18 protein-coding genes are annotated in these 22,891 nt (G+C 44.8%); 8 read left to right on the top strand and 10 right to left on the bottom strand.

All coding sequences use genetic code 11. The annotated features are described in order from the left end of the window. Nucleotides 1-170: 170 nt before the first annotated feature. Complete coding sequence (sltY, locus tag AB4167_RS20325; RefSeq protein WP_372136948.1) at nt 171-2,120, bottom strand: murein transglycosylase; 1,950 nt, start codon at nt 2,118-2,120, stop codon at nt 171-173. Between the two features lie 263 nt (nt 2,121-2,383). Here sltY and ettA point away from each other — a divergent pair, with 263 nt between their 5' ends. The 3 genes from ettA to AB4167_RS20310 all read left to right on the top strand — a co-directional run bounded on the left by ettA (nt 2,384) and on the right by AB4167_RS20310 (nt 5,591). Next, entirely contained in the window at nt 2,384-4,051 is a 1,668-nt protein-coding gene (gene ettA, locus AB4167_RS20320; RefSeq protein ID WP_017056147.1) for an energy-dependent translational throttle protein EttA, read from the top strand. 90 nt (nt 4,052-4,141) lie between these two features. Continuing rightward, a complete protein-coding gene (locus AB4167_RS20315; RefSeq protein WP_017059356.1) occupies nt 4,142-4,510 on the top strand; it encodes a PilZ domain-containing protein in 369 nt (122 codons plus the stop codon). Nucleotides 4,511-4,559: 49 nt separating this feature from the next. Next, entirely contained in the window at nt 4,560-5,591 is a 1,032-nt protein-coding gene (locus AB4167_RS20310; protein WP_372102423.1) for a M23 family metallopeptidase, read from the top strand. A 129-nt stretch (nt 5,592-5,720) separates the two neighbouring features. Here the strand turns inward: AB4167_RS20310 and tyrA are convergent, their stop codons facing one another. The 3 genes from tyrA to nagZ all read right to left on the bottom strand — a co-directional run bounded on the left by tyrA (nt 5,721) and on the right by nagZ (nt 9,274). Further along, on the bottom strand, nt 5,721-6,848 hold the full coding sequence (gene tyrA / locus AB4167_RS20305; RefSeq protein WP_017062859.1) for a bifunctional chorismate mutase/prephenate dehydrogenase: 1,128 nt from the start codon (nt 6,846-6,848) through the stop codon (nt 5,721-5,723). Nucleotides 6,849-6,965: 117 nt separating this feature from the next. Continuing rightward, nucleotides 6,966-8,039: a 3-deoxy-7-phosphoheptulonate synthase gene (locus tag AB4167_RS20300; protein WP_017059354.1), complete on the bottom strand. Its 1,074-nt coding sequence runs from the start codon at nt 8,037-8,039 to the stop codon at nt 6,966-6,968. A gap of 245 nt (nt 8,040-8,284) precedes the next feature. Next, nucleotides 8,285-9,274 carry a beta-N-acetylhexosaminidase gene (gene nagZ / locus AB4167_RS20295; RefSeq protein ID WP_372117015.1) on the bottom strand — a complete coding sequence of 330 codons (990 nt, stop codon included), beginning with the start codon at nt 9,272-9,274 and terminating at the stop codon, nt 8,285-8,287. A 121-nt stretch (nt 9,275-9,395) separates the two neighbouring features. Here nagZ and AB4167_RS20290 point away from each other — a divergent pair, with 121 nt between their 5' ends. After that, nucleotides 9,396-10,511 carry an anhydro-N-acetylmuramic acid kinase gene (locus AB4167_RS20290; RefSeq protein ID WP_372136947.1) on the top strand — a complete coding sequence of 372 codons (1,116 nt, stop codon included), beginning with the start codon at nt 9,396-9,398 and terminating at the stop codon, nt 10,509-10,511. Nucleotides 10,512-10,608: 97 nt separating this feature from the next. Continuing rightward, nucleotides 10,609-11,529, top strand: coding sequence for an N-acetylmuramic acid 6-phosphate etherase (gene murQ, locus AB4167_RS20285; protein ID WP_017077730.1), 921 nt, complete (start codon nt 10,609-10,611; stop codon nt 11,527-11,529). A gap of 93 nt (nt 11,530-11,622) precedes the next feature. Here the strand turns inward: murQ and AB4167_RS20280 are convergent, their stop codons facing one another. Further along, the gene (locus AB4167_RS20280; protein ID WP_004735048.1) at nt 11,623-11,973 is read right to left on the bottom strand and encodes a DUF2799 domain-containing protein; all 351 of its coding nucleotides are present in this window, start codon (nt 11,971-11,973) and stop codon (nt 11,623-11,625) included. 252 nt (nt 11,974-12,225) lie between these two features. Here AB4167_RS20280 and AB4167_RS20275 point away from each other — a divergent pair, with 252 nt between their 5' ends. From AB4167_RS20275 to btsR, 3 genes are all read left to right on the top strand, one after another. Next, entirely contained in the window at nt 12,226-13,719 is a 1,494-nt protein-coding gene (locus AB4167_RS20275; RefSeq protein ID WP_004735049.1) for a carbon starvation protein A, read from the top strand. A gap of 264 nt (nt 13,720-13,983) precedes the next feature. After that, on the top strand, nt 13,984-15,654 hold the full coding sequence (locus tag AB4167_RS20270) for a sensor histidine kinase (protein WP_017080271.1): 1,671 nt from the start codon (nt 13,984-13,986) through the stop codon (nt 15,652-15,654). A 105-nt stretch (nt 15,655-15,759) separates the two neighbouring features. Then, nucleotides 15,760-16,491: a two-component system response regulator BtsR gene (btsR, locus tag AB4167_RS20265; protein WP_055319044.1), complete on the top strand. Its 732-nt coding sequence runs from the start codon at nt 15,760-15,762 to the stop codon at nt 16,489-16,491. 139 nt (nt 16,492-16,630) lie between these two features. Here btsR and ispH read toward each other — a convergent pair whose 3' ends face one another. From ispH to ribF, 5 genes are all read right to left on the bottom strand, one after another. Then, nucleotides 16,631-17,587, bottom strand: a complete 957-nt coding sequence (ispH, locus tag AB4167_RS20260; RefSeq protein ID WP_029235087.1) for a 4-hydroxy-3-methylbut-2-enyl diphosphate reductase — start codon at nt 17,585-17,587, stop codon at nt 16,631-16,633. A 156-nt stretch (nt 17,588-17,743) separates the two neighbouring features. Continuing rightward, the gene (gene fkpB, locus AB4167_RS20255) at nt 17,744-18,175 is read right to left on the bottom strand and encodes an FKBP-type peptidyl-prolyl cis-trans isomerase (protein WP_017059345.1); all 432 of its coding nucleotides are present in this window, start codon (nt 18,173-18,175) and stop codon (nt 17,744-17,746) included. Between the two features lie 149 nt (nt 18,176-18,324). After that, the gene (lspA, locus tag AB4167_RS20250) at nt 18,325-18,825 is read right to left on the bottom strand and encodes a signal peptidase II (RefSeq protein ID WP_004739521.1); all 501 of its coding nucleotides are present in this window, start codon (nt 18,823-18,825) and stop codon (nt 18,325-18,327) included. A gap of 157 nt (nt 18,826-18,982) precedes the next feature. Further along, complete coding sequence (gene ileS / locus AB4167_RS20245) at nt 18,983-21,859, bottom strand: isoleucine--tRNA ligase (RefSeq protein ID WP_137002299.1); 2,877 nt, start codon at nt 21,857-21,859, stop codon at nt 18,983-18,985. A gap of 63 nt (nt 21,860-21,922) precedes the next feature. Further along, nucleotides 21,923-22,858, bottom strand: a complete 936-nt coding sequence (gene ribF / locus AB4167_RS20240) for a bifunctional riboflavin kinase/FAD synthetase (protein WP_017062867.1) — start codon at nt 22,856-22,858, stop codon at nt 21,923-21,925. Nucleotides 22,859-22,891 lie beyond the last annotated feature (33 nt).

Raw genomic sequence — 22,891 nt, 5'->3', positions numbered from 1 at the left:
CTCTACACTTACTTTTAAATTCTGACTTTAAAGAGTCGCTTAACGATTGAAAGCGTTTAACACTTTATACCGAAACACTTGATGCGATCCAATGTAAAAAGGCAGTAAGTGGAAATGGTTCGTACTCACTGCCTTTATTCTTACTCAGTTTCGGGCCAAATGCCGAAGGCTTAGTATTTCGTTTTTGCCTCATGGGGCGCTAAAAACGTCCCTTTCTCACCCAAGATATCTCGATAGTAGGTCTCAAACATCAAGATATTTTGAACGTAACCGCGAGTCTCTTTGAATGGGATCATCTCAATAAAAGCGAAGGCATCAAGTTTTTCATCACTACGTGAACGCCACTGTTTCACGCGGCTTGGACCTGCATTGTAGGCAGCAAAAGCAAAGATACGGTTGTCATCATATTGAGCCAGTAAACCATCTAAGTAGTGACTGCCAATCTCAATGTTCTTGCCGACATCATAAAGTTCATCGCTGCCCTGATACTTAATCTTATGTTTGTTCGCCGTGTATTGCGCCGTCTTTGGCATAATTTGCATGATGCCTCGCGCGCCAACAGGAGAGCGAGCTTCTGAATCCATCGCACTCTCTTGTCTTGCTAAAGACATCAAAGTGATTGGATCGAGATCGTGCTTTTCAGCGTAGAAGTTAAACCACCACTTATGAGCAACAGGGAAGCGCAGCGCAATGTTATCCCACATCTTCGCAGAGATACTCGCTGTTACGGTAAAGTGATTCCAACGCTGCGTCGCAGCATGAGCCGCAAGCATCGCTTTTTGGTCTTTGTCTGCATTAGTTAATAACCAGCGCCATTCACTTTTCGCTGCCGCAATTTTGTCTCGGTCAATCAGTTCACCAATACGCACCAAAGAGGTGTCGAATGGCTTCACTGTTTCAGCATTGTATTTAAGTGTCGATGTTGGATATTGAACCGGCTTACCTAACTGCTTAGCCGCAGCCACACTGTAGAAATTACGCTGACCCAAGATATCTGACAGTCGCTTATTGCCTTTGTCAGTATCGCCCGTCGCGATTTCAGCTCTGCCCTGCCAATATTGCCAACGAAGCGACGCCTGATGTTTATCATCCAAGCGCGCTATCCACTCTTTCAAACCCGTCCAATCGGCATGTTGAATCGCTAAGCGAGCACGTCGTTCGAGCAGAACTTGCTTTGATGAACTCGCGAGCATTTTGTCGCGCCACACCATCAACTCTTCAGAGTCGGTGTTGATCAGACGAAACGTTAGGTAATCAGCGAGCTCTTGAGATTTCTCTTTCGAAAACTTCTGAGCCTTGATGACATCATCAAACACCTTTTGAGCACTGCTTGATGATTTCCTTGCTAGCTTCTCGAAAGCAAACTCGGTTTGAGCTTGGTAGAATTCATTCGCTGGATGTTTTTTAGCAAACGCGAGTACATTTTCAGGCTTGTTGTACAACGCCTTCATCTGCTTCGCTTGAGCAATTGACTCATCATGATCCAATTGCTTAATCAGATAGCTCATTAACTTACCGTTACGGCCCTCGAACGCTAGCAGCATTCTATCCAGAATCAGCTCATCAGTTCTTAGCCCAGCTTGATCCCAGCTTTTAAATAAAGGGTCACAAGCGTCATCAACACCACTACCACTCAACCAAAGTTGTTTAGCTCCTTTAAAGGCAAGCTCTTGGTTACCTTGCTCGTAATGCGCTCGATAATAAATACATTGGTATTTTTCACCGACAGGCTCTTTGGTTTGAAACTCAAGGATCGTCTTCCACTGTTTTTGAGAAGCCAATGAGTCCAAATAAGGTGCGCGCATTCGATTGGAGAAAGGCAATGCCTTGTTCTCTTCAATGAAAGCATCGACCTCAGCAGGTGTGCGATCACCTAAGCCAATCAGAAAGGCCCGATAATCGGTGTAAGGTGTTAAAGGGTATGTTTGAATTTTGTTACGCAGCGCGGAGTAAGCTTTTAGATCACGGCTGTCTAAAACCTCTTGCGCTTTGTCATAAACGTCACGCTGCATTTCAAGCTCGGATGCATTGCTAGCCATAGCGACCGGAGCCAGTGAAACCGAAGACAAAATTGCCGATGCAGCCACAGCAATTTTCGTATTACCAATGCGGAAAAACATTCGCTCTTTCCTTAGTGCGTGTATGAATACGTGAAGTCTATTTACGCCCGACATCACATCAAATGTAAAGGATTTGAGTGTAAATATTATTAATATTTAACACTTCGCCTCAGAAGCCCATTAAATATAGTTTTAATGACCAATGTGACAATAATAGGTAAGGATTAGTTCAAGAGTGGCTTTTCTGCCCTAGGAGTAACATCTTTGAGGATATTGGTATAAAATAGCAGACAATTTTGAACAATAATTAGGATCGATCGGCAATGGCTGAATACGTATATACCATGTCTCGGGTGAGCAAAACTGTTCCACCTAAGCGTCAAATTCTTAAAGACATTTCTCTTAGCTTTTTTCCTGGCGCTAAAATCGGTGTTTTGGGTCTAAATGGTTCAGGTAAATCTACCCTACTACGTATCATGGCTGGTATTGATACTGATATTGATGGTGAAGCACGTGCACAACAAGGTCTTAAAGTAGGTTACCTACCGCAAGAACCTGTACTAGACGAATCAAAAACGGTTCGTGAAATCGTAGAAGAAGCGGTTTCTGACGTTGCTGACGCACTTAAGCGTATCGATGCAGTTTACGCAGCTTACGCAGAACCAGATGCAGATTTCGATGCACTTGCTAAAGAGCAAGGCGAACTAGAAGCACTGATTCAAGCAAAAGACGGTCACAACTTAGAGACAGCTCTAGAGCGTGCTGCTGATGCACTTCGTCTTCCAGAGTGGGATGCGAAAATTGAATTCCTATCAGGTGGTGAGCGTCGTCGTGTTGCTATCTGTCGTCTACTTCTTGAAAAGCCAGACATGCTGCTTCTTGATGAACCAACCAACCACTTGGATGCAGAATCAGTAGCATGGCTTGAGCACTTCCTTGTTGATTACAGTGGTACTGTTGTGGCGATTACCCACGACCGTTACTTCCTAGACAACGCAGCTGGCTGGATTCTAGAACTTGACCGTGGTGAAGGTATCCCATGGGAAGGTAACTACACGTCTTGGCTAGAGCAAAAAGACGAGCGTCTTAAGCAAGAAAAAGCGGGCGAAAGCGCACGTCAAAAGACAATCGAAAAAGAACTTGAATGGGTTCGTCAAAACCCTAAAGGCCGTCAAGCTAAGTCTAAAGCTCGTATGGCTCGTTTTGAAGAACTGACGACTGGCCAATACCAGAAGCGTAACGAAACTAACGAACTGTTCATCCCGCCAGGTGAGCGTCTAGGTGATAAAGTTCTTGAAGTGAACAACCTGACTAAATCGTTTGGTGATCGCGTTCTTATCGACGACCTATCGTTCAGCATGCCTAAGGGCGCTATCGTCGGTATCGTTGGTGCCAACGGTGCAGGTAAATCAACACTATTCAAGATGCTAAGCGGTGCAGAACAGCCAGATTCAGGTACAGTTGAACTAGGTGAAACTGTTAAGCTTGCTTCTGTTGATCAGTTCCGTGACAGCATGGACGACACTAAGACAGTATTCCAAGAGATCTCTGAAGGCGCTGATATCATTAAGATCAACAACTTCGAAATCCCTGCGCGTGCTTACTGTTCTCGTTTCAACTTTAAAGGCAACGACCAACAGAAGATCATCGGTGAGCTTTCTGGTGGTGAACGTAACCGTGTTCACTTAGCGAAACTGCTAAAAGCGGGCGGTAACGTACTGCTACTCGATGAGCCTACCAACGACCTTGACGTTGAAACGCTACGTGCTCTTGAAGAAGCACTGCTTGAATTCCCGGGCTGTGCAATGGTTATCTCGCATGACCGTTGGTTCCTTGACCGTATTGCGACCCATATCTTAGACTACCGTGATGAAGGTCAAGTTAACTTCTACGAAGGTAACTATACTGAGTACACTGAGTGGCTTAAGCAGACTCTAGGCGCACAAGCGGCAGAGCCGCACCGTATCAAGTACAAGCGTATAGCTAAGTAAATAAGCTTGTATTTTGAACAAAGGCCGCGATAATAGCGGCCTTTGATATATCTGGCTTACGTGTAATGCATCGATATAGAGAGATTACTTATGGTTGAAAGACGTCAATTTTCACGAGTTATTTATCAAGTCCCGACTGAGATCTCACAAGGACAAGTAAAGGTATCAGGCTCAGTGCAAGACTTATCACTCCATGGTTTACTCATTCAATGCAATGAATCAAAACAACTTAGCCATGATGTCCCTGTTCAAGTGAGCTTTAAACTCGAAAACAGTGATATCAATATTCAGTTAGAAGCAACGATAGTCTCTACCATCAATACCTCAATGCGTTTACGCATAGAGCATTTAGATATTGATAGTATCAGCCACCTTAAGCGCCTTGTTGAGCTTAATGTTGGTGACGATGACCTGCTTTATAGAGAGATTGAACACCTTACCGACTTAGGTAAGGAATAATATCTCCATTACCCTTTTTCTATTAGAAGCATTTAGTTAATACAGAACCATGTCTAAAAAAGTGTCCATTACTATTCCCTCTAGTCAGGGGGAACAGACGTTTTACTTCGGCCGTAAAGCCGTGCTCATTTGCACTACTGCCATTTTTTCAGTACCGCTATTGATTGGCGGAGCGGCGTACATGCACTTCGAGAGTAAACAAGAACTCGCACTGCAAGCGGGTGATGCCCAACAGTTGATTGAAACACTGATTGTTGAAAAAGAACAAACAGAATTTCTTTATGCTGAGCAAGTAGAAACCAACCATTCGCTATCGCAAACACTGACCGAGAAAGAAGGCACGATTCAGCTACTTGGTAAGCGTGTATTCGATGTGGAATCAGTACTGGGTCTTGCTGATGAAGATCTGCTTACCGATGATATTTCTTTAGAAGATCGCATTGATGCGGCTGCAGTCGATTCAGCAGTAAGAGCCACAATGTTCCGCTTGATTCCAAACGACAGTCCGATGGCTTATCAACGTATATCTTCTTCTTATGGTAGCCGCACTAACCCTATTTCAGGGAAACGCCATGTACATACTGGTATCGATCTAACGTGTAAGCGTGGTGAAGATATTGTCGCGCCCGCAGATGGAGTCATTGAAACGGTACGCCCAAGTAAAAAAGGCTTCGGCAACTTTATTACTATGCGTCACTCGTTTGGTTTCATGAGTTCTTATGCGCACCTACAGAAGTTCAAGGTACGTAGCGGTCAGTTTGTCAGTAAAGGTGATGTGATTGCGAGCTGTGGTAACTCAGGTAACTCAACTGGGCCACATCTGCATTATGAAGTACGCTTCCTTGGTCGCTCATTGAACCCTCAATACTTGATGGATTGGACACCAGAAAACTTCAATTACGTGTTCGAGAAAGAGAAAAAAGTTAAGTGGGGTCCACTGGTTCAACTGATTGATAATGTGGTTCGCTTGCAGATCAACCTGACCAATGTGCCTTACATTAGCTCGACTATCGACACCGTATCCAGCGATGATAACCGAGTATCGAACGAGAATAACAAAGAGCCTATCGTGACTAACTAGGTTTGTTCGTTTGGCCCATGATGATCCAAATGCATTTCGCCTACTATAGGCCAGATGCAATATCGGCATTCAACACAAACAAAAAGAGCGACCAAATGGTCGCTCTTTTTTATTTTTCAAACCACACTATTAACCGCGATGAATCGAGTCATGTGCTTGTTTTAACAGGCTTTGGCTCTCTTGTAAAAATTGTTGTGAGTAGTCACCAAACCAATCACTCACTTGGTTGAAGCTCTCAACAAACTTAGCCTTATCTTTGCCATCTAGGATTTCTAACGCTTCTCCGAAACAGCTATGGAAGCGTCGAATCATCTCTATATTCTCATCCGAAGACAGAATGATATCACCGTACAAGTTCGGGTCTTGAGCAAATAGACGACCAACCATCGCAATCTCAAGTCGGTAGATTGGTGAGCTTAGCTTCAGAAGCTGATCAATATTCGGGTTCTCTTTACTCAGGTGTAAGCCGTAAGCAAAAGAGGTGAAGTGACGAAGTGCTTGAATCAAGGTCATGCCGTGATCGTGTTCAGCTGCATCCATCTGGCAAAGGCTCGCGCCCCAAATACCAAATTGATTCAATAGCCATTGGTAGCTCTCAGAACCACGACCATCACTGTAAACAATCACCTGCTTAGCAAGGCTTGGAACATCAGGACCAAACATTGGGTGCAATCCAACCACTGGGCCTTGGTGCATGTTCATCATTGCTTGCAGCGGTTTAGATTTAATTGACGTCAAATCACATAGAATACAATCACTTGGTAGATTACCTAGCTTCGCAATCACACCTTCAGTTAAGTGAATTGGAACAGTCACAACCACAAGTCCTGCATTATCCAAGATTTCATCGGCTGTATCCCAGTCTTGGCTGCCAAGGACTTTCACTTCGTAGCCAGACAGTTTGAACATACGACCAAACAAGCCACCAAGTTGACCATTACCACCAACGATCACCACTGAACGTAACTCTGGGTTAAGACACTTAAAGCCAGAATCTTTCTCACTGGCATAAGACTCACGCATAGTACGACGCAAAATATCTTCGATTAACTGTGGTGGAACCCCTATTTTCTCGGCTTCTTGACGACGAGATGCCAGCATCGCAGCTTCACGTTCTGGTACATAAATAGGTAAACCATGTTCACTTTTTACTTCGCCTACTTTCTCTACTAGAGCAAGGCGTTGAGCCAGTAAATCCAACATTTGTTTATCGACAGCATCGATTTGGTCGCGTAATTCGTTCAGTTCAACGGCCATTTTATTCCTTACTAATCTATAAGCCCGTGCCAATCTATCATCCCACAATCACGTAGGTTCGCTAGCAACAGATCTTAAAATGCCCCATTAGATGAGGCACTTAAATTTAAACTCTGACTAACCTTTCAAGCGGTTCTCTAAGAACGGGACTAATTCCGTATGTGCATGTTTTAATAGTGCCTCAGTTGAATCCCAATTGATACACGCGTCGGTAATAGAAACGCCGTATTTCATCTCATTGAGAGGTATATCCGAAGATTGATTTCCTTCGTTAATATGGCTTTCAATCATCAGGCCGATAATCGACTTGTTGCCTTCACGAATTTGGTGAATCACATCTTCTGCAACTAAAGGTTGGCGACGGAAATCTTTACGAGAGTTCGCGTGGCTACAGTCGACCATTAGCGCGGCCTCTAAGCCAGATTTACCCAGCTCTTGCTCACATTCGTGTACCGATACTGAATCGTAGTTCGTCTGCTTACCGCCACGTAAAATCACGTGACCATTTGGGTTACCTTGCGTTGTTAGTAGTGCAACTTGACCTTCGCGGCTGATACCCATGAAACGGTGGCTAGAAGAAGCCGCCTGCATTGCATTGATTGCAGTGCCTAGGTTGCCATCGGTACCGTTTTTAAAACCGATTGGCATTGAAAGACCACTTGCCATCTCACGGTGAGTTTGAGATTCAGTCGTACGTGCGCCAATTGCCGCCCAGCTGAAGGTATCTGCTAGGTATTGCGGGCTGATTGGATCTAATGCTTCAGTCGCCAATGGAATTTCCATCTCAGCGAGTTCAACAAGTAGCTCACGACCCACATGCAGACCATGCTCAATATCGAAAGTGCCGTCTAGATGCGGGTCATTGATCAAACCTTTCCAACCTACAGTGGTACGAGGTTTCTCAAAGTAAACACGCATAACAATATACAGTTGATCGCTAAGTTGCTCAGATAAGGCTTTAAGGCGTTTCGCGTACTCTTTCGCAGCTTCAATGTCATGGATAGAACATGGGCCACATACAACAAGCATGCGATGATCTTTCTTATGAATGATGTTTGCGATAGTTTGACGAGACTCTTGAATGAAACGACGAGCATTATCACTCAAAGGCAGTTTTGCTTTTAACTCCTCAGGAGTAATCAGTACCTGTTCGTCGATGATATTGACATTGCTTAATTCACTTTTCTGCATAACTCAACCTGTATATTTATTTTTACACCCAACATTTCCATTTGGGCTAACAATCTTTAAAAACACAATAACAGCTAAAAAAACGATTGCAAGTGTAAACAATAAAAAACATTACTGTAAATTTTATATTACACATTGAATTTAGTTCACTCTAAGAGATAAATAGGTTTAAACCATGGATCACACATACAAAAAAGGCGATATTTATCATATCGCCTTATCTAAAATTATTATGTGTTTATTTATCACTCACTGCCTAGCATTCGCTTAATCGTCTCTGAGGTCTCTTTCCACCTAGCATCCGAGTGAAGTGTCGACAAATCAAAGCTGTGTTTTTTAAGCAATGAGTTGGCTAAAGGCACCTCTTGAATCGCTAAGTTATCCAGAGCTTCAATTTGTGCATCTCGTTTATTACACATCAACACCATGTCACAACCTGCATTCAAGGCCGCTTTCGCTCTGTCGGCTGGTCCACCCATAATGGCAGCGCCTTCCATCGTTAAATCGTCAGAGAATACCAAGCCTTTAAACCCAAGCTGCTGCTTCAATACTTTCTGTAGCCAATACTGTGAACCACTCGCAGGTTGATCATCATAGTGAGAGAAAACCACGTGAGCTGGCATCATGGCATCCAATATTCCAGCTTCAATTTGCGCCTTGAAGATTGCCATATCGGTTTCGAAGATGTCGTCTCTAGGGTCATATGGCGTCTCTAAGTGTGAGTCAGCAATCACGCCACCATGTCCAGGGAAGTGCTTGCCTGTCGTCGCCATGCCAACCGACTTCATGCCTTTGATGAAAGCGCTGCTATGACGAACAATGGTATCAATATCTTCACCAAACGCTCGGCTACCAATCGCTTTACACTCGTGGCCTTTGTCTAATACTGGCGCAAAGCTCAGATCGATATCATGGGCAATCAATTCTGCCGCCATCAACCAACCCGCTTGTTCTGCTAACTGTTCGCCATTATTCTTAGTCGCGAATTCTTGAGCAGCTGGGATAATTGAAAAGCCATCGCGGAAGCGCTGAACTCGGCCACCTTCTTGATCGACACCAATCAAAATAGGACGTTTCGCTACCTTGCGAATTTCTTTGTTTAACGCCGATAACTGTTTGCTATCGTGGTAGTTTCGAGCAAATAAGATGAGACCACCAACAGTTGGGTGCTCTAAAATTTCTTTGTCTTCCGCAGTCAGTTCGTAGCCTGCAACATCAACCCACAACGGTCCCATATTTATCCCTTATTAAACCTAATTTCATAAACTTCCCGAGGTTATTCTCTTTAAATTTGCTTTACAATGTTTTTAAACCAATCTGTGGAAGACTTTAAGAATGCAGTGCAAGAGCTTAGGAATGGATCATAAAGAACTGTATATCGGTGTGATGTCAGGGACGAGTATGGACGGTGTTGATACGGCCTTAGTGTCGATTGAAGACAACCGGATCACATTGCTTGCTCATGATGAGTTTCCTATGCCTGATGATATCAAAGCGCGTTTGCTTGAAGTTTGTATTGGTCAGAAAACGGATTTGATTGCCATTGGCGAACTAGACCACCAGCTTGGTCATCTATTTGCTGATGCGGTTCTACAACTTCTCAACAAGTCAGATACGCCTGCATCATCCGTGACTGCGATTGGTAACCATGGCCAAACAGTATTCCACCAGCCAACGGGGGATTCGCCATTTACCATGCAGTTGGGTGATGCCAATATCATTGCCGCTAAAACACAGATTCAAACAGTCGCTGATTTTCGACGTAAAGACATGGCGCTTGGCGGGCAAGGTGCGCCATTAGTGCCAGCGTTTCACCATACGATCTTTCACCCGCAAGACAGCTCAGTTGTGGTGTTGAATATTGGTGGTATCTCGAACATTTCAGTATTGCGCCCTAATCATCCTACGCTTGGCTATGATACTGGCCCGGGCAATATGTTAATGGACGCTTGGATAGATAAACACATCGGTGAGAAATTTGACCGTGATGCACAGTTCTCACTAAAAGGCCAACTTAATCAAGCTTTACTAGAACAGCTGTTGAACGAATCTTATCTATCTCAAATGCCACCGAAAAGCACTGGCAGAGAGCTGTTTAATCTACCGTGGCTAGAGCAACAATTAACAAAATTTAAAGACCTTGCAGCAGAAGATGTTCAGCGCACACTTTGTGAATACACCGCATTGACGATAGCCAATGAAGTGGGAACTTATCGCTTAGGTAACCAACCTGCACTGTATGTGTGTGGCGGTGGTACACGAAACCCATTGTTGATGAAAAGATTGACAGAACTTCTTCCTAGTTGGGACGTTGATTCAACGACCAGTAAAGGCGTTGATGCCGATTATATGGAAGCTATGGCCTTTGCGTGGCTTGCCCAACGTCATGTTCATCAACTGCCAAGCAATTTACCAGAAGTGACTGGCGCGAGCAGAGCAGCCTCTCTAGGCGTTCTATATCGTGCAGATTAACTTGATAGCCGTGCTGACTTAGTAACAATACTGACTTCGTGGTGCTGTCTAAACAATTTTAGAACCATCATTTTAGAATTATCATTTAAGGATCATTATGAGTAACGACGCTCTCATATCAGCGCTCTCGCACCTCGTTTCGGAGGGGAGAAACCCTGACACTATGGATATTGATCTGCTCACCTCTCTCGAAGTGGTTGAAAAGATTAACCAACAAGATAAACAAGTGCCTTTAGCGATCGAAGCGGAACTGCCACAGATCGCGAAAGCGGTTGATAAGATCGCTCATGCCTTTCAAAACGGTGGCCGACTGATTTATATGGGTGCAGGTACCAGTGGTCGATTAGGTGTGTTAGATGCCTCAGAATGCCCACCGACTTTTGGCGTTTCAGACAAGATGGTTATCGGGCTCATTGCTGGCGGACCCGAAGCTATTTTGAAAGCCAAAGAAGGCGCGGAAGATTCGCTGACTCTCGGTATTGAAGATCTGAATGCAATTCAGTTTTCAGAAAATGATGTCGTGGTAGGTATTGCAGCCAGTGGCCGCACACCTTACGTAATTGGAGCACTCAACTACGCTAATCAAATAGGAGCAGTAACGGTTGCGCTGTCTTGTAATCCTGGATCTCCGATCGCTGAGATTGCTCAAATCGCGATAAGCCCAGTGGTTGGCCCAGAAGCCTTAACCGGTTCCACACGTCTCAAATCAGGTACCGCGCAAAAATTGGTGCTCAACATGCTGACCACTGCCAGCATGATTCGTATTGGTAAGAGCTATCAGAACTTGATGGTCGACGTAAAAGCGACTAATGAAAAGCTAGTTGCCCGCGCAGCTCGTATCGTAATCCAAGCAACTGAATGTGATAAAGCCCTTGCAGTTTCGACACTTAAAACCACCGATTATGATGTGAAGCTATCTATTTTGATGATTCTAACAGGGCTAGATTTAGAACTGGCCAAGGCTCAACTTGATCAACAAAATGGCTTCTTGAGAAAAGCAGTCGAGAATAATCAGTAATCTAGATTCTGTTGTGAGCGTTACTCTCGCTACAAAAAAAGACCAGTACACATACGGCACTGGTCTTTTTAATTTCTAATCGCTAGCTTGAGCTTAGTAGTCGTTAGAAAACTCATCCCAGCCGCGCTGCCATTCCATACGGAAACGTTGAGCGTCTTCCGTACCTGAACAAACGCCTTCATAAACCTGGCCAGATAAACCAATTTGATAAGCATGGTTTGGGTTACAGTATTCTGTAACACCTAGATAGTAACCTTTGCTGTAGCTTGATTGATCTACCGTTCCAAGCTTAGTCATCTCTTGGTAAGAACGTTGAGTGTTACCTTTGATACCATCACGATAGCCAATCTCTTGCCAATTGCCTTCGGCCGCTAAATCTTGAACATTGGCGCTGCATCCTGCAAGGCTAAATGCCACGGCGAATAGTGCTATTATTTTTTTCATTTCAATCCTTTATATTGTTACTTCACCACTTCCTGACGAAGCGCTGCCTTTGTGGCGATTCTCCGCTGAACACGTACTGATGTCCACTCATTGTATGTTGTTGCCCTCTTAAGCAAGAGAACAAACCGCTCAATCAGTTATAACACCACTTAATTAGCTATTCGACCACTCACTCTGATAGCGGAAGTTTCTTCTCATACACTCCTTTAATATACACCCTGACTTAATTAATACATTCAGGGATAACAAATTATGATGTGGTTTCTTACCTGTGTTGCAGCACTCATTGGTGGCTACTTTATTTACGGTGCCTTTATCGAGAAGATTTTCGGTATCAATGAAAAACGTCAAACACCCGCTCACACCAAACAAGACGGCGTGGACTTCGTTCCAATGTCGACGCCAAAGGTTTACCTAGTTCAACTACTTAACATTGCAGGTGTAGGTCCAATCTTCGGCCCTATCATGGGTGCCCTTTACGGCCCAGCAGCAATGCTTTGGATCGTGCTAGGTTGTATCTTCGCAGGTGCCGTACACGACTACTTCTCAGGTATGTTATCTATCCGCAATGGTGGCGCTTCGGTTCCAACCATCACTGGACGTTACCTAGGCAATGGCGCAAAACACTTTATGAACATCTTTGCCATTGTTCTACTGCTTCTTGTTGGTGTGGTATTCGTTTCTGCTCCAGCAGGTATGATCACTAACCTAGTGAACGACCAAACTGATTTCGTAATGTCTACGAGCACCATGGTTGTCATCATCTTTGCTTACTACATCATCGCAACGATTGTTCCTGTCGATAAAATCATTGGTCGCTTCTACCCACTGTTCGGTGCACTGCTTATCTTTATGTCTGTTGGCCTAATCACTGCGATTGGTCTATCTGACGAGCACCAAATCATGGGTGGCTTCGAGATGAAAGACATGTTCACCAACATGAACCCTAACGATCTACCGCTTTGGCCTGCTCTATTTATCACCATCGCTTGTGGTGCTATCTCTGGCTTCCACGCAACTCAGTCTCCACTAATGGCGCGTTGCATGGAAAACGAGAAAAACGGCCGCTTCGTATTCTACGGTGCAATGATTGGTGAAGGCATCATCGCTCTAATCTGGTGTGCGCTTGCTCTGTCATTCTTCGGTTCAGTTGAATCTCTATCTGACGCGATTGCAAACGGCGGCCCTGGTAACGTGGTATACAGCGCTTCATTTGGCCTACTGGGTGTATTTGGCGGTATCCTTGCTTTCCTTGGCGTGGTTATCCTACCTATCACTTCTGGTGACACAGCGTTCCGTTCAAGCCGTCTTATCCTTGCTGAATACTTCAACATGGAACAGAAAACACTGCGTAACCGACTACTAATGGCTCTACCGCTATTCGTTCTTGGTGGCATCCTGACTCAAGTAGATTTCGGTATCATCTGGCGCTACTTCGGTTTTGCTAACCAATCAACAGCAGTCATGATGCTATGGACAGCTTCGGCTTACCTACTTCGTCACAACAAACTGCACTGGGTAACAACGGTTCCAGCTATCTTCATGACGTCTGTGTGCATCACATTCATCTTGAACAATAGCCAGCTGGGCTTCGGTCTACCAATGCAGCTTTCAACCATCATCGGTGTGGTGAGTGCATTCGGTGTTGCGGCTTACGTTATCAAAATTTCAAAAGGCAAAGGCGATATCGACCTTGCTGATGAAGAAGAAGAAAAAGAAGCAAAAGGCGTCACCAAAACAGCCTAGTTCTTTAAGGCTCTTGGGAACAAGAGACCAATCTTCAGAGAAAGAGACAAAAGAACAGCCAAACACAACTTCGCTTGCTCCCGTAATCACTCAGTGATTCGTGGAATCTAAGACTAAAGCCCGTCCACTGTGATGGGCTTTAGTGTTTTCAGGCGTTAGTGCTTTCGACTCTGGGAAGCGAATATAACCTACGAAAACACAAGCAAAGCTACCGTTACCAAGCAATGAGCTTTACACTTAACAAGCGTCTCAATAGGTGAAAATATGGAACTCATTCTCTCTCTGCTGCAACAAACCTGCGTCTACTTAGTGATTGCTTACATGCTGAGTAAAACACCACTGATTCTCCCTTTGTTGAGCATCTCATCTCGCTTAAGCCATAAGATCAGCTGCTACGTTCTGTTTTCCCTGTTCTGCATTATGGGTACCTATTTCGGACTGCAGATCAATGATGCCATCGCCAACACGCGTGCGATGGGTGCGGTAATGGGAGGTCTGTTTGGCGGCCCTGTCGTTGGCTTTGCCGTCGGCTTTACTGGTGGAATTCACCGTTACTCATTAGGCGGCTTCACAGACTTGGCTTGTGCGATTTCAACCACAGCAGAAGGCTTGATTGGCGGCCTGTTACACGTTTATCTCGTGAGAAAGAACAAAGCCAGCCAACTGTTTAATCCGTTAGTGGTTTTCTCGGTAACCCTGTTTGCAGAGATCATTCAGATGCTGATTCTGCTGGCGGTCGCAAAACCCTTCGAACAATCCTATGCTCTGGTCTCCGATATTGCGGCGCCAATGATCATCGCTAACTCGGTCGGTGCAGCACTGTTCATGAGCATCATCCAAGACAGAAAAACCATCTTCGAAAAGTACTCGGCTACCTTCTCACGCCGCGCACTGACCATTGCCGAACGTTCGGTGGGTATTTTGCATGGTGGGTTCAATTCCGATAACGCACAAAAAATCGTACGTATCGTTTATGAAGAGACCAACGTAGGGGCGGTAGCGATTACCGACCGAGAGAAAATCCTCGCGTTCGTTGGTATTGGTGATGAACACCATATTCCGAACACCCCGATTTCATCGCAAAGCACGCTCACTTCGATGGAACAGAACGACATCATCTACCTTGATGGCAAAGAGAACCCATACCAATGCTCCTTGTCGCAGGATTGTAAATTGGGTTCTGCGTTGATTATTCCATTGCGCGCGGGTAACGAAGTGGTCGGCACCATCAAACTGTATGAGCCAAAGCTGAAACTATTCTCAACTATCAATATGTCGATGGGTGAAGGTATCGCTCAACTATTATCGAGCCAGATCCTATTTAGCAACTACCAGCAGCAGCAAACGCTACTGACACAAGCAGAAATCAAACTGCTGCACGCTCAAGTGAACCCGCACTTCTTGTTCAATGCGCTTAATACTATCAGCGCAGTAACACGTCGTGACCCAGATAAAGCTCGAGAGTTGATTCAACACCTGTCTCACTTCTTTAGAAGCAACCTAAAGCAGAACATCAACACCGTGAAGCTCAAAGACGAACTGGCACACGTCAACGCTTACCTGACCATAGAGAAAGCACGCTTTACCGATCGACTAGAAGTGGAATGGGATATCGACCCGCAGTTATATGAATCTCAATTGCCGAGCTTTACCCTGCAACCGCTGGTAGAAAACGCCATCAAACATGGGATATCTAATATGTTGGAAGGCGGTAAAGTAAAGATCTCTAGCGAGGCTTTCGAGGGTGGGTTCAAGTTAACCGTTGAAGACAATGCAGGTAATTATCAGAAGCCATCTCAAGATCATGTAGGATTAGGGATGGAAATTGTTGATAAACGACTCACTAATTTCTTTGGACAAGATTCAGCACTAAAAATAGAATCTCAACCACAGCAATTTACTCGAATGAGTTTTATCATACCTATACTCAAATAATGGTATTTTCGGAGACGGATCGCTCCGAGTTGAAACATTTAGAAGCAGACATTTAAAAGATAAGCGTGAACCAAGCAGGGATAGAACCAAGATGAAGATTGTAGGATGTTAAAGGCACTAGTTATCGATGATGAGCTTTTTGCTCGCGAAGAGCTGATTGAGCTGCTGACCGAAACCGGAGAAGTGGAAGTCATTGGCCAAGCGAGTAATGCAATTGAAGGGCTAAAGCAAATCAACCTTCTCAAGCCTGACGTGGTGTATTTGGACATTCAAATGCCTCAGGTTACTGGGATTGAATTGCTGAGCATGCTTGACCCGGAAACCATGCCTTATGTGGTGTTTGTGACCGCCTACGATCAATATGCGATTCAAGCCTTTGAAGACAATGCCTTTGACTACCTACTCAAACCCGTCGAACCTTGTCGATTAAACAAGAGTGTTTGCCGTCTGAATAAGGTCATCAAGCAGAATCAGAAAGCGCCAGCACAAGACATCTCTGCGATTGCTCCCTGCCACTTAGAGCAGATTCCGTGTATTGGTCATAACCGCATTGTGATCATGGCAAGCCAAACGGTTGAATGCGCCTATTCTGATATCAGTGGCGTGCATGTTCGTAGCTCATCACAAACAGCAACCTCGCAACTAACGCTTAAGATCTTGGAAGAAAAGACCGATTTGATCCGCTGTCATCGACAGTATTTGATCAACATAAAATCGATCCAAGAGATCAAACTGCTAGAAAATGGATTAGCAGAGATCATTACCCTGACTGGCTTTGAAGTCCCGGTGAGTCGTCGTTATTTAAAGACTTTAAAAGAGCAACTCGGTCTCCAGTAACGCGTTAGAATTAGACGCCTTGTTCCAAAGCACGATCAAAAAAGCCAACGTATCAACGTTGGCTTCCTGCTGTTTACAAATCAATAGTGTTTGCAAATCGATAGTGTTACGCATCGATCTTGTCACCAATCAATAGAGATTAGTCGACTTGCTTAATCTGTAGCTCTTTTGGTACTTCAAAGAACATGTTCTCTTCACGACCTTGAATCTCTTCAACGTCAGTCGCACCTAGCTCACGAATACGATCTAGAATTTGGTTTACCAGCTCTTCAGGAGCAGAAGCACCGGCTGTTACACCGATTTTCTTTTTCCCTTCAACCCACTCGGTTTGAATGTCTTCAGGACAGTCAGTTAGGTAGCCTGGTGTGCCTAGTTTCTCAGCTAGCTCTTTTAGACGAGTTGAATTCGATGAGTTCTTAGAACCAACCACTATCACCACATCAACGTCATTCGCCATCTCACGCACAGCGTCTTGACGGTTTTGAGTCGCGTAACAGATGTCGTCTTTACGTGGGCCTTGAATCTCAGGGAACACTCGACGTAGCTCTTCAATCACATCTGCAGTTTCATCTACTGATAGCGTAGTTTGGCTAACATAGTGCAGGTTACTTGGATCATTCACCACGAGGTTCTGTACGTCCTCTGGTCTTTCAACCAAGTACATACCACCAGTTTGGCTCGCGTACTGACCCATAGTGCCTTCCACTTCAGGGTGACCTGCGTGGCCAATCAGTACCACTTCCATATGTTTGCGGCTCGCACGAGCAACCTCCATATGAACTTTAGTCACCAAAGGACACGTCGCATCAAATACCGTTAACTCACGCTCTTTCGCTTCTTTACGAACCGCTTGAGAAACACCGTGAGCCGAAAAGATCACGATGTTGTCGTCTGGCACCTCACTCAGTTCTTCGACAAAAATAGCACCACGCTGCTTGAGCCCCTCAACAACAAAGCGGTTGTGTACCACTTCATGGCGAACATAGATCGGTGGCTGATACATTTCGAGTGCACGCTCTACGATGCTGATCGCACGATCGACACCGGCACAAAAGCCACGAGGGTTAGCTAACATTATTTTCATTTCATTGCTCATCATTTACCGCGGTACTAAGGTTGCTTCTATAGAGTTCGCCGTCAGCGAGGTTCGCATTCTACAGTGAAGCGTCTAGACAGTGAAGCTCTGGGTGAGATCACAGCTGTAAGGCTATCTTATTCTAGCGTGAAGACAGCTATTCTAACGTTAAGAGAGTTATTCTACCGTTAAGATATTGACGTCAAAGCTAACGTCTTGACCAGCGAGTGGGTGATTAAAATCAACCGTCACTGAATCACCTGCGATCTCAGTAATAATACCTGGAATTTCCATACCGTCAGGACCTGAAAATGCCATGATAGTGCCCACTTCAACTTCAGAGTCGCCAACAAACTTAGCACGATCCATATAGTGAATATGATCTGGGTTTGGCATACCAAACGCGTCTTCCGCCTTCAGTTCGATAGACTTTTCAGTGCCGGCTTCAAGTCCAAGTAAGCACGCTTCAAAGTTCTCACTTAGGCTGCCATCACCCATGACGAACTTCGCTGGTTTGCCCATGTTCTCCGTACTATCGGCAACTGAACCATCCTTCATTTTAATCGTAAAATGTAGAGTTACTGCTGAATCATTTTTAATTGCTGCCACGTTACTTTCCTTAGACTTCTTTATTATTTGAGGATGCGCTGTGCTTTGCTTCCTTGTTGACTGAAGCATAAAAAAAAGCGCCGTCGGAATCAACCGACAGCGCTTAGGGCTATTCTATTCTGTGAGTCATAGACTGACTTTGAAGCAAGCTATTTGCTTTCGTCTTTCTTACGGAAACCATCTAAGATGATCATCGCAGCACCGATACAGATTCCCATATCCGCTAAGTTAAATGCAGGCCAGTGGTAAGTGCCCCAGTAGAAGTCTAAGTAATCGACAACAAAGCCATGTACGACTCGGTCAAACACATTACCTACTGCACCACCAATGATGATCGCATAAGCAATGTTATTCCACTTCTCTGTTGCTGGTAGTTTGCTCATCCAGTACGTCAGCATACCTGTTACCGCAAATGCGATACCAGTAAATAACCAACGCTGCCAACCACTTTGATCACTCAAGAAGCTAAACGCTGCACCGTAGTTATGCACGTACAAAAAGTTAAAGAATGGCAGCACCTCAATACGGTTTGCCCAACCATAACCCATATTGTCCATGACAAAGAGTTTAATGCCGATATCAGCCAAGAAGACCAATAGAGCCAGCCATAACCAACGTACACCAGATTGTTTTAACGAAACTTCACTCATTTCTATTCCTAGTATTTACGAAGTTGGTATTCATTGTTAGTCACCTTACGTGACCTTGATTACCAACTTGGTTAAACACATTTCCTATAACTAAAAATAACCCCAGTTGATACTGGGGCTATGATTTTTACAAAAAGTTCAGTCTTTCTCTGAGTCGTTATGCGAACTTACGCACTTCGCCTTCACCGTCGATGTTCGACACACAACGACCACAAACTTTCTCGTGACCTTCGATAGTGCCTACATCTGGAGTGTGGTGCCAGCAACGGTCACACTTCTCAGCTTCAGTAGCCGCAACTTCAACGAATAGACCAGCAACGTCTGTCGCTTGCGCTGCATCAGACTTCTCGCTCAGTGGCTTAACAACAGCTGCAGAGGTGATAAGTACGAAACGTAGCTCATCTTCTAGCTTGTTGATTTTAGCCGCTAGTGCATCGTCAGCGTATAGAGTAACTTCAGCTTGCAGTGCACCACCGATCGTTTTCTCTTTACGAGCATCTTCAAGAAGCTTGTTCACTGCGCCACGAACAGACTGGATTTCAGTCCAGAATTCGTTGCTTAGCTCTTCGCCTTCTGCAAGACCAAATAGACCTTCGAACCACTCACCTGTGAATACGAACGTGTCGCGCTGCTCTCCAGTTGGTAAAGAGCTTGGCATTTCGTTCCAAATTTCATCTGCAGTGAACGACATGATAGGTGCCATCCAACGAACTAGAGCTTCTACGATGTAGTAAAGCGCCGTTTGACAGCTACGTTGAGCATGGCTGCCCTGCTTCGCTGTGTACTGACGGTCTTTGATTACGTCTAGGTAGAAAGAACCCATTTCGATAGAACAGAACTGCATTAGACGTTGAGTCACACCGTGAGTGTTGTACTCGCCGTATGCTTTAACAATCTCTTCTTGTGCAGCTTGAGCACGGCCAACAGCCCAGCGATCAAGTGCAACCATCTCTTCAGCAGGAACTAGGTCAGTTTCAGGGTTGAAACCGTTCAAGTTCGCTAGGAAGAAACGAGCCGTGTTACGAATACGACGGTAAGCATCCGCTGAACGCTTCAGGATTTCATCAGAAACCGCAACTTCACCCGTGTAGTCTGTTGAAGCAACCCATAGACGCAGGATATCTGCACCTAGCTTGTTGGTTACGTCTTTAGGAGCAACAACGTTACCGATAGATTTAGACATCTTACGGCCGTTACCATCCACTACGAAACCGTGCGTTAGTACTTGCTTGTACGGTGCTTCGTCTTTCATCGCGATAGATGAAATTAGAGAAGACTGGAACCAGCCACGGTGTTGGTCTGAACCTTCAAGGTAAAGATCAGCACTGTGAGTGCGCTCTTCGTTCGGGAAGTTGTACTCTTCACGAGAATCAACAACAGAGAAGTGCGTAACACCTGAGTCGAACCATACGTCTAACGTATCCATTACTTTTTCGTACTTATCAGCGTCTTCTGCGCCCATAAGTTCAGCAGCGTCTACATCCCACCAAGCTTGAATGCCTTTCTCTTCAACTAGCTTCGCAACTTTTTCAATAAGCGCTGGGCTTTCTGGGTGAAGTTCTGCTGTTTCTTTATGAACAAACAAAGCAATTGGCACACCCCAAGTACGTTGACGAGAGATACACCACTCAGGACGACCTTCAACCATGCCTTCGATACGGCTTTGACCCCATTCAGGCACCCACTCAACACTCTTGATTGACTCTAGTGCTTTAGCACGTAGGCCAGCTTGATCCATAGAGATGAACCATTGTGGTGTTGCGCGGAAGATGATTGGAGTTTTGTGTCTCCAACAGTGTGGGTAGCTGTGCTCGTAAGCGTGGTGATGCAGAAGTGCACCTTTCTCTTTTAGAACTTCTAAAACAGAGTCGTTCGCTTTGAATACGTGCTGACCAGCAAATAGCTCTGTATCTGGCAGGTAAACGCCGTTAGAACCAACTGGGTTAGCGATTTCTAGGTTGTACTTTTTACCAACCACGAAATCTTCTTGACCGTGACCAGGCGCAGTGTGAACCACACCAGTACCTGAATCTGTTGTTACGTGATCGCCAAGAACTGCAGGAACAGTAAAGTCGTAGAACGGGTGGTTGAACTGAGAAAGCTCAAGATCAGCACCTGTAGCAAAACCAAGGTTGTGGAAGTGCTCGATACCTGCACGATCCATTACGTCTTTTGCTAGTTCAGAAGCAACAACGATACGTTGAGCAGGCTGGTCGCCATTCGCTTCAACTTGGATAAGCACGTATTCAAGATCATCACGTAGACATACTGCGCGGTTAGCAGGCAGAGTCCATGGTGTTGTTGTCCAGATAACGATAGAAATTTCGCCTTGACCCGCATGACCTTCAGCTAGAGTAAATTTCTCTAGAAGCGCCGCTTCGTCAGCTGCTGTAAATTTCACATCGATAGATGGAGAAACTTTATCTTTGTATTCAACTTCAGCTTCAGCCAGAGCAGAACCACAATCAGTACACCAGTGAACGGGTTTGAAACCTTTAAGAAGGTGACCTTTGTCTGCGATTTTGCCAAGAGAACGAATGATGTTCGCTTCTGTGCCAAAATCCATAGTGCGATAAGGTTTGTCCCACTCGCCCATGATGCCAAGACGTTTGAAGCTCTCTTTCTGACCTTCAACTTGACCCGCAGCGTACTTTCGACACTCTTCGCGGAATTCAGCCGCCGAAATCTTCTGACCAGGCTTACCTTTCTTCTTCTCAACCATTAGCTCGATTGGAAGACCGTGACAGTCCCAACCAGGGATGTACGGTGCATCAAAACCAGAAAGGGTCTTAGATTTGATAATAATGTCTTTAAGAATCTTATTCAGCGCGTGGCCAATGTGAATATCGCCGTTCGCGTATGGAGGGCCATCATGCAGTACGAAAGATTTTTTACCTTTCTTTGCCTTACGGATTTCGCCGTAAAGATCTTCTTTGTACCAACGCTTCAGCATTTCTGGCTCACGATTTGCCAGATTGCCGCGCATTGGGAACCCTGTTTCTGGTAAGTTCAGGGTATCTTTATAATCACTCATCGATTCTTAATTCCGTTATATTGGGCGAAGTTAGACATTATGTTAATCGGTGGAATCATCCGATTAATTCTTTAGCTGAAGCAGCCACACCCTTGCGGCTTCAGCATCCAATTCTATTTGATTCTTTAGTGCGTCGAACGATTCAAATTTTATCTCGTCGCGCAGTTTGTGCAAAAGTCGTACTTCTAACTGTTTACCATATAAATTGGCTTTAAAGTCAAAAAAATGCACTTCCAATTGCTGCCTTACCCCATTAACTGTTGGTCGTTGTCCAATATTAGCAACGCCACCGACAGGAACACCGTCGATATCCAAAGCTTCAACAACATACACTCCCGATACAGGAGAAACACAACGCTTTAATGGAATATTAGCGGTAGGGAAACCGATAGTTCTCCCTAGTTTTCGACCATGGGACACTCGACCACTAATACTGTAATCACGTCCTAACATGGTAGCACTTGCAGCCAAGTCATCGACCGCTAATGCATTTCGTATCTCAGTACTGCTTACTCGTAATTGGTTTAAGCAATAGCTTTGGGTGCTGACCACCTCAAAACCGTACTTCTCGCCCGCCTCTTTGAGCATAGCGAAATTACCGGTACGACCTTTACCAAAGCAAAAATCGTCACCAACCACCAAGAACTTCACACCAAGCTTATCAACCAAAAGATCCTTAATGAATGCTTCCGCGGATAAACTTGCAAAATACTGATTAAAATTAACACACAATAAGCGACTGATATCTAGCTTACTCAGTTGCACGTATTTGTCTCGTAAACGAGTTAAACGTGCTGGCGCTCTATCTCGGGCAAACAGCTCCATAGGCTGCGGTTCAAACGTCATAACAACAGAAGGTAGCCCTAATGCTGCAGCTTGTTTAGAAACCTGACTCAAAACCTCTTGATGTCCTAAATGAACACCATCGAAGTTACCTATGGTTAATACACAGCCATGATGCTGCGCTTTAATATTGTGTATACCTCGGATCAGTTCCATTATGATCAGCTAAAACCTGTTATTTGCATCATT

Source organism: Vibrio sp. 10N.286.49.E11, assembly GCF_041469505.1.
Classification (GTDB): domain Bacteria; phylum Pseudomonadota; class Gammaproteobacteria; order Enterobacterales; family Vibrionaceae; genus Vibrio; species Vibrio crassostreae_C.
The sequence above is the reverse complement of the archived record's forward strand: the minus strand, read 5'-3'. Positions and strand labels throughout refer to the sequence as shown.

Excerpts from the sequence above, each read along its gene's own strand:
- AB4167_RS20270 (WP_017080271.1), top strand. The coding sequence starts at position 13,984 with ATGGAACTCATTCTCTCTCTGCTGCAACAAACCTGCGTCTACTTAGTG.
- btsR (WP_055319044.1), top strand. The coding sequence starts at position 15,760 with ATGTTAAAGGCACTAGTTATCGATGATGAGCTTTTTGCTCGCGAAGAG.
- AB4167_RS20300 (WP_017059354.1), bottom strand. The coding sequence starts at position 8,039 with ATGCAGAAAAGTGAATTAAGCAATGTCAATATCATCGACGAACAGGTA.
- AB4167_RS20280 (WP_004735048.1), bottom strand. The coding sequence starts at position 11,973 with ATGAAAAAAATAATAGCACTATTCGCCGTGGCATTTAGCCTTGCAGGA.
- murQ (WP_017077730.1), top strand. The coding sequence starts at position 10,609 with ATGAGTAACGACGCTCTCATATCAGCGCTCTCGCACCTCGTTTCGGAG.
- nagZ (WP_372117015.1), bottom strand. The coding sequence starts at position 9,274 with ATGGGACCGTTGTGGGTTGATGTTGCAGGCTACGAACTGACTGCGGAA.
- tyrA (WP_017062859.1), bottom strand. The coding sequence starts at position 6,848 with ATGGCCGTTGAACTGAACGAATTACGCGACCAAATCGATGCTGTCGAT.
- ileS (WP_137002299.1), bottom strand. The coding sequence starts at position 21,859 with ATGAGTGATTATAAAGATACCCTGAACTTACCAGAAACAGGGTTCCCA.
- AB4167_RS20275 (WP_004735049.1), top strand. The coding sequence starts at position 12,226 with ATGATGTGGTTTCTTACCTGTGTTGCAGCACTCATTGGTGGCTACTTT.
- AB4167_RS20290 (WP_372136947.1), top strand. The coding sequence starts at position 9,396 with ATGGATCATAAAGAACTGTATATCGGTGTGATGTCAGGGACGAGTATG.
- lspA (WP_004739521.1), bottom strand. The coding sequence starts at position 18,825 with ATGAGTGAAGTTTCGTTAAAACAATCTGGTGTACGTTGGTTATGGCTG.
- AB4167_RS20315 (WP_017059356.1), top strand. The coding sequence starts at position 4,142 with ATGGTTGAAAGACGTCAATTTTCACGAGTTATTTATCAAGTCCCGACT.
- ispH (WP_029235087.1), bottom strand. The coding sequence starts at position 17,587 with ATGAGCAATGAAATGAAAATAATGTTAGCTAACCCTCGTGGCTTTTGT.
- ribF (WP_017062867.1), bottom strand. The coding sequence starts at position 22,858 with ATGGAACTGATCCGAGGTATACACAATATTAAAGCGCAGCATCATGGC.
- AB4167_RS20310 (WP_372102423.1), top strand. The coding sequence starts at position 4,560 with ATGTCTAAAAAAGTGTCCATTACTATTCCCTCTAGTCAGGGGGAACAG.
- sltY (WP_372136948.1), bottom strand. The coding sequence starts at position 2,120 with ATGTTTTTCCGCATTGGTAATACGAAAATTGCTGTGGCTGCATCGGCA.
- ettA (WP_017056147.1), top strand. The coding sequence starts at position 2,384 with ATGGCTGAATACGTATATACCATGTCTCGGGTGAGCAAAACTGTTCCA.